This is a genomic window from Leucobacter sp. M11 (assembly GCF_035726885.1).
In the GTDB taxonomy this organism is placed as follows: domain Bacteria; phylum Actinomycetota; class Actinomycetes; order Actinomycetales; family Microbacteriaceae; genus JAPFRB01.
Genome location: NZ_JAPFRB010000003.1, coordinates 205,082 through 210,847, shown reverse-complemented (window position 1 = coordinate 210,847; position 5,766 = coordinate 205,082). Strand labels below are relative to the sequence as shown.

Here is a 5,766-nt window from a genome sequence, read left to right as displayed (position 1 = left end):
AAGCAGCCAAGCTTCCGGGCGTTACCCGCGCGCCCGAGCGGCCACGGCCGGACCGGGCTGCCCCGGTGACCGGCTTCTCTCTCGAGCTGCTGGAGCGCGCCCCCGACCTCGGCGGCCCCAATCTCTTCGCCGTCGACGCGAGCGACCGGCTCCTCCTGGACACCGCGGCCGCGGAGCTTCGCGCGGCCGCCCCCGGCAGCGTCACGGTCATCGGCGACCGCTACGGCGCCCTCACCCTGGGCGCGCTCGCGTTGCACGGCGCCGCCGGGGTGCGCACCCACCAGGACCCGCTGCTCGGGGAGCTGGCGCTCGCCCGCAACGCCGAGGCGCAGGGCATCACTGGCTTCCAGCACCACGATCTGAGCGAGGAGCTGCTCACCGGCGCGACCGTCGTCCTGCTGCAGCTGCCGCGGAGCCTCGACGCGCTCGACGAGATCGCCCGCGCGATCGCCCGCTGGGCCGACCCGGCGGCGCGGGTCTTCGCCGCGGGCCGCGTCAAGCACATGAGCCTCGGAATGAACGAGGTGCTGGCCCGCTCCTTCGCGAGCGTCACCCCGCAGCTGGCCCGGCAAAAATCCCGGGTGCTCATCGCCGAGGGCGCGCTGCCCCAGGCCGCCGATCCCTACCCGCTCCGCGGCGAGGACCCCGACCTGCCCTTCGCGCTGTTCGCGCACGGCGCCGCCTTCAACGGCCCGCGGCTCGATCACGGCACGCGCCTGCTGCTCGACGTGCTCGACGAGGCCGCGCCCGAGGCCCGCCGCATCCTCGATCTCGGCTGCGGCACGGGCTCCCTCGCAACGTCCCTCGCCCTCGCCCGCCCCGAAGCCGAGGTGATCGCGAGTGACCAGTCGGCAGCCGCCGTGCGATCGGCCCGGGCCACCGCGGATGCCGCGGGGGTCGGGGACCGGGTGCGCACCGTGCGCGCGGACGGCGTCGGCGCGCTCCCCGCGGGCTCCGTCGACCTGATCGTGCTCAACCCGCCGTTCCACAACGGGGCGACGGTCGACACGAGCCTCGCGCACCGCCTCATCCGGGGCTGCCGACGGGTGCTCGCCCCGGGCGGCGAGCTCTGGGTCGTCTACAACACCCCGCTCGGCTACGGGCCGCTCATCGAGCGCGAAATCGGGCCGAGCCGCACCGTGGCCGCCACGAAGACCTTCCTGGTCACGGCGGCCGTTCGCCGGGGCGGCGCTGGGAAGCCGCCCCGAGTTCCGAGGGCGCTCCCGGGGGAATCGCTAGACTGATCGGGTAGTGCACGCCCGACCGCGGGGCGCCCAGCGCGTCCTCGGCTCCGACAGCAGCAAGGAACCACCCCCTCTCGTGACCCCAGCCACCCGCGCCGCAGCCTCCTCGAACGATGAGCGACCGCTCCGCATCCTGATCGGCTGCGACACCTTCGCCCCCGACGTGAACGGCGCGGCGCGCTTCGCCGAACGCCTCGCCGCGGGGCTCGTGCAGCACGGCCACGACGTGCACGTGGTGGCCCCCTCGGCGAGCCGGAAGCGGATCGGCACCTTCGTCGAGACGATCGAGGGCGAGCCCATGACCCTGCACCGCTGGGCGAGCTGGCGCTGGTACCCCCACGACTGGCTCCGCTTCGTGCTGCCCTGGACCGCGCGCCGCCGCGCGGCCACGCTGCTCGACGCGATTCACCCCGACGTCGTCCACATTCAGTCGCACATCGTGATCGGCCGCGGCCTCGCCCTCGAGGCCGAGAAGCGCGGCATCCGGATCATCGCGACGAACCACGTGATGCCCGAGAACGTCCTCGACTTCACGATGCTGCCCCAGCGGCTCGAGAAGACCTTCTTCCGGTGGGCGTGGCAGGCCGCCGACCGGATCCTCCGCCTCGCCGACCGGGTCACGACTCCCACGCGCCGGGCGGCGGATTTCCTGGAACGGAACACGACCCGCACCGGGGTGCTCCCCGTGAGCTGCGGCATCGAGGCCGGCAACTACACCGCCGACCTCACGCCCCGCTCCGAGAACCGGGTCGTGTTTGTCGGCCGGATGACCGGCGAGAAGCAGATCGACGTGATCCTGCGGGCGATCGCCCGGCTCGACCCCGCGCTCGACACGAAGCTCGACCTCGTTGGCGGCGGTGACCAGAAAAAGAGCCTGGAGCACCTGACCCGCGAGCTGGGCCTCGAGGACCGCGTCGTCTTCCACGGCCGGGTCGACGACGAGCAGCTGCGCTCCGTGCTCACGAGCGCGAGCGTCTTCACGATCGCCTCGATCGCGGAGCTGCAGTCGATCGCGACGATGGAGGCGATGGCCTCCGGCCTGCCGATCCTCGCGGCGGACGCGATGGCCCTGCCGCACCTCGTGCAGCCGGGCGTCAACGGCTTCCTCTTCCAGCCGGGCAACGACGCGGAGCTCGCGGAGCACCTGAGCACCGTCCTCACGGCGGACGCGGCGCAGCGCGAGGCCTGGCAGCGCGGCTCGCTCGAGGCCGTCAAGGTGCACGACATCCAGCGCACCCTGCGCACCTTCGAGGCCCTGTACCGGGGCGAAACCCCCGCGGCCTAGCCCCGGAGGAGGGCCGGGCTCAGCGGCGCGGGACCAGCAGTTCGACCAGGGTGGCCGCGTGCGCGTCGCCCGAGGCCGCCTCGCTGAAGGCCCGCGCGCCCGCCGCCGCCGCGTCGAGCCGTCCCGGCTCCCGGCTGAGCGCCATGAGCGTCTCGGCCAGTCCGGCAGCCTCCGGGGTGACGGCGCCGATGGCCGCGGCGCCGAACTCGGTCGCGAGCACGGGGTCAGACACGACGACCGGGCGGCCGAGCCGGAAGGCCTCGATGGCCACCATCGGCTGATTGTCGAAGCCGTGCGAGGTGATGAGCGCGGCGTGCGCGGCGGCGAAACGCTCCGAGAGCTGCGCGGGGGTGAGCCGGCCCAGGAAGCGCACGCTCGCCGGGGCGGCGTCGCGCAGGGAGCGGGGCGGCTCGCCCCCCGCGACCTCCAGCACCACGGCATCGGGGCCGAGCTCTGCCTCGGCCAGCCGAATCGCGTCGAGCGCGACCTCGATGCGCTTCTCGGGGGCGAACCTGCCCGCCCAGACGAGCCGGAGCGGCCGGGGGGCCACCGGCTCCGCGAACTCCGTCGCGAGCGCCGAGGTGTTGGAGAGCACCTCCACGCGGGGCAGCCCGGCGGCGCGCAGCGCCTCAGCCTGGTGCGCGGAGGGGGAGAGCACGGTGTCCGCGGTTCGGGCGCAGGCGAGCGTCATCTCGCGGAGGGCGCTGTCGAGGGCTCGGGGGGCGAGCCGCACCCCCGGCGCGGGCAGCCCCGTGAGCGCGCGGTGGAAGCCGCGCACGAGCGGCGCGGCGATGCCCGCGGCTGCCGGGCCCCGCCAAAAGAAGGTGTGCACGGTGTGCGCGGAGGGGATCCCCAGCTCGCGGGCCACGGCGAGCACCGCCGTGGCCAAGCCGAACTCGGAGTGCACGACGACCCCGCTCGGCCGGTGCGTCGTCATCTCCCGGCGCAGGCTCGCGCGCAGGCGCTTCGTATGGGGCACGACGGGAAGGTCCATGCCGGGAACGGTGCCGCGGGAGCGCGCCTCGACGAGCCGCACCCCGGCCTCGCGCAGGCGAGCGCTGCCGCCCGCGTCGGGGGCGAGGACGGTCACCGCGTGGCCCGCGGCCCGCAGGGCGAGCGCCTGCTGCTCGAAGGCGGTCTGGGCCCCGCCGAGGAAGCTGAGCTTGTAGTCGATGGCGAGCAGGAACCGCAGTTGAGGCATACCCGAATCCTAGCGGCGCGAGCCGAGCGGGAGCCGGGTGCCGGCCGGGTGTCCGCCGCCGGTTCGCCTAGGACGCGTCGGGCGCGGAGACGGCGGGGAACGGGATCGGGGCCGGGGTGGCGAGCGCCTGGCAGACCTGGGCCGCCGCGTCCTCGATGCGGATCTCGGCGGTGCGGAGCAGCTCCTCGAGCGGGTCGGGGCCCGTCGCGAGCGAGCGAGCGTGCGCGATGCCCGCGGCGCGGCACTCCGCGGCGCTCAGCCGGACGCTCCCGGCGATCACGGCGACGGGCACCCCGGCGGGCGCGGTGCCCAGCACCAGGTCCACGACCTTGCCGCCGAGGGACTGCGAGTCGAGCTGGCCCTCGCCGGTGAGCACGAGCGCGGCGTCGCGGAGGATGTCCGGGAGGCCGACGGCCGCGGAGACGAGTTCGCCGCCGGGGAGCGTCTCAGCGTCGAGCAGCGCGACGCAGGCCAGGGCGATGCCGCCGGCCGCGCCGAAGCCCGGGCGGTCCAGGTAGGCCTCGGGCTCGATGCCCCGGTGCGCGGCGAGCACGCGGGCGAGCTGACCCAGCCCGGCGTCGATCACGCGCACGTCCTCCGGGCTCGCCCCCTTCTGCGGGCCGAAGACCTCGGCCGCGCCGCGCGCGCCCACCAGAGGGTTGTCCACGTCCAGGGCGATCCGCCAGCGGGCGGCGCGGGCGGCGGGGTCGATGCCGCTCGCGTCGACGCTGGTGATCCGGGCGAGACCCGCGGCCCCGGGCGCGACGGGCTCGCCGTCGGCGTCCAGGAAACGGGCGCCCAGGGCGCTGAGCAGCCCCGTGCCCCCGTCGCTCGTGGCCGAGCCGCCGAGGCAGAGCAGGAGTTCCTCGGCGCCGTCCCGGAGCGCGGCCGAGACGAGCGCGCCCACCCCGCGGGTGTCCGCGTCGAGCGGGCGCAGGGCCACGTCGGCGACCCAGGGCAGGCCGTTCGCCTCGGCGGACTCGATGAGCGCGGTGCGCCCGTCGACGCTCAGCGCGTATCGGCCGCTGCGCGGGCGACCCAGCGCGTCGCGCACCTCGACGCTGCGCTCGGGGGTGCCCCAGACCGCCAGGAGCGCGTCCAGGGTGCCCTCGCCGCCATCGGCCAGCGGCGCGCTCCGGTATTCCGCCCGCTCGCCGAAGACCTGCCGGGCGCCGCGAAGCATCGCCTCGGCGGCCTCCTCGGCGGAGCAGCTCCCCTTAAAGGAGTCGGGGGCGGCGACGATCAGGGGGAGGGCGCGGGAATCCATGCCTCTACCGTAGCGCCGTCGGCGGGCCTCGACGCGCGGATCCGGCCCGAGTCCGGCGACGACGGGCCGCGCGATCTGCTCCGCCGATTCGCCCCGCGGGCCTCCTCTGCGAAGCCGATCGGGGGACCCCGGGGAGCCGCGGAGGCGCGCGCGGGGCCACTTCCGCGATGCGAAACTTCTTTTCCAGTTGTGTTCGCGCCGGTGATACCGTGCTCGTACTTTCCCAGCATGAAAGGACCGACGATGACTGAATCCGGCGCGCAGGCGGTGCGCGAACTCGAGACGCAATTGCCCGCGGGGCGGGTGCTCACCGACCCGGTGAGCACCGAGGCCTACCGCCGGGACCGAGCCAACGATCCCAACGCGGGTCGGCCCCTCGCGGTGGTCTTCGCGGAGACGACCGAGGAGGTGCAGCTGGCCGTGCGCTGCGCCGCCGCGCACGCCATCCCCATCGTGCCCCGGGGCGCGGGCTCTGGCCTGTCCGGGGGGAGCACCGCGGTGGACGGGGGGATCGTGATCTCGCTCGAGCGCATGACCGACATCCACATCGACGCGGTGACCCGGACCGCCGTCGCGGGACCGGGGGCGATGAACGCCCGGGTGAAGGCGGCTGCCGCAGCGCACGGGCTCTGGTACCCGCCGGACCCGTCCTCGTTCGAGATCTGCTCGATCGGCGGCAACGTCGCGACCAACGCTGGGGGACTGTGCTGCGTCAAGTACGGCGTGACGACGGACTACGTCCTCGGCATGACCGTGGTCCTCGCCGACG

Annotated in this window: 5 protein-coding genes; 3 read left to right on the top strand and 2 right to left on the bottom strand. The window is 75.0% G+C overall.

The window, feature by feature from the left end:
- Positions 1 to 65: 65 nt before the first annotated feature.
- Both OOT08_RS09240 and OOT08_RS09235 read left to right on the top strand, forming a co-directional pair.
- Positions 66 to 1,244 carry a class I SAM-dependent methyltransferase gene (locus OOT08_RS09240; RefSeq protein ID WP_325092897.1) on the top strand — a complete coding sequence of 393 codons (1,179 nt, stop codon included), beginning with the start codon at positions 66 to 68 and terminating at the stop codon, positions 1,242 to 1,244.
- 76 nt (positions 1,245 to 1,320) lie between these two features.
- The gene (locus OOT08_RS09235) at positions 1,321 to 2,529 is read left to right on the top strand and encodes a glycosyltransferase (RefSeq protein WP_325092362.1); all 1,209 of its coding nucleotides are present in this window, start codon (positions 1,321 to 1,323) and stop codon (positions 2,527 to 2,529) included.
- A 19-nt stretch (positions 2,530 to 2,548) separates the two neighbouring features.
- On the opposite strand, the gene OOT08_RS09230 is transcribed toward OOT08_RS09235, so the two are convergent.
- Together OOT08_RS09230 and OOT08_RS09225 are read right to left on the bottom strand one after the other, a co-directional pair.
- Positions 2,549 to 3,730 (bottom strand): glycosyltransferase, encoded by a 1,182-nt coding sequence (locus OOT08_RS09230; protein WP_325092361.1) that lies wholly within the window; start codon positions 3,728 to 3,730, stop codon positions 2,549 to 2,551.
- A gap of 67 nt (positions 3,731 to 3,797) precedes the next feature.
- Positions 3,798 to 4,997, bottom strand: a complete 1,200-nt coding sequence (locus tag OOT08_RS09225; protein ID WP_325092360.1) for a glycerate kinase — start codon at positions 4,995 to 4,997, stop codon at positions 3,798 to 3,800.
- A gap of 243 nt (positions 4,998 to 5,240) precedes the next feature.
- Here OOT08_RS09225 and OOT08_RS09220 point away from each other — a divergent pair.
- Positions 5,241 to 5,766: FAD-binding oxidoreductase (locus tag OOT08_RS09220; RefSeq protein WP_325092359.1), on the top strand; the 526-nt coding region annotated here is incomplete at its 3' end.